This window comes from Burkholderia sp. E168m23 (genome assembly GCF_016586125.1).
Taxonomy (GTDB): Bacteria; Pseudomonadota; Gammaproteobacteria; order Burkholderiales; family Burkholderiaceae; genus Burkholderia; species Burkholderia orbicola.
Map to the genome: position 1 here is coordinate 1 of NZ_BCPP01001645.1, position 669 is coordinate 669.

General features: G+C 63.2%; 1 protein-coding gene and 1 pseudogene. Both read left to right on the forward strand.

All coding sequences use genetic code 11. The annotated features are described in order from the left end of the window. Window positions 1-324, forward strand: a 324-nt coding sequence (locus tag JMF90_RS39415; protein ID WP_201326584.1) for a DUF2345 domain-containing protein, incomplete at its 5' end; no start/stop codon positions are given. Further along, window positions 324-669: pseudogene (locus tag JMF90_RS39420) on the forward strand (DUF4123 domain-containing protein); the annotation flags it as partial. The gene JMF90_RS39415 and the pseudogene JMF90_RS39420, both read left to right, overlap by 1 nt.

Here is a 669-nt window from a genome sequence, read left to right on the forward strand (position 1 = left end):
AAGGGCAAGGTCGAGGTCCAGGCGCACGCGGACAACGTCGAACTCACCGCGCAAAAGGCCGTGAAGATGGTGGCGGCGACCGAGGCTGTCGACGTGGCCGCGAAGCAGGAGATATTGCTGACGTCGGGCGGCGCTTACATCCGGATCAAGGGCGGCAAAATCGAGCTTCACGCACCTGGGAAAGTCGATTTCAAGGGGGCGCAGCACCAGTTCAGCGGACCGACGAGCATGCAGTATCCATTGCCCGCGATGCCGGGCGGCACGTGCAAGCAATGCGTGCTGAACGCGCACAGCGGTCGTGAGTCGATGGTCGAGGCGGATTGATGGATGAAGTCAACGATACGGTCGACCGGAACAACGCGGTCGGCGCGAGCGAAGCGGTTGACGCAGAACCGAATCCACGCGAGCCGAAGTGGCCGGCGTTTCTCGAGACGCTGAAGGCTTCGGTCACGCGTACGGACGATGCGGGCAGTGCGATGCGGCTTTACGCACTCGTCGATACGCGCGGCTATCAGGAGCTGGACGTGCAGCTCGCGGCGGTGCCCCGCCTGCGCTGTGCGTCGCTCTGGGCGGATACCGGGCTCGACGCTTATACGGATATTGCGCCGTACTTGATCGCGTTCGATCACGATGCGATCAACGACGAGAACGCCGAACAGCATCGGCTGC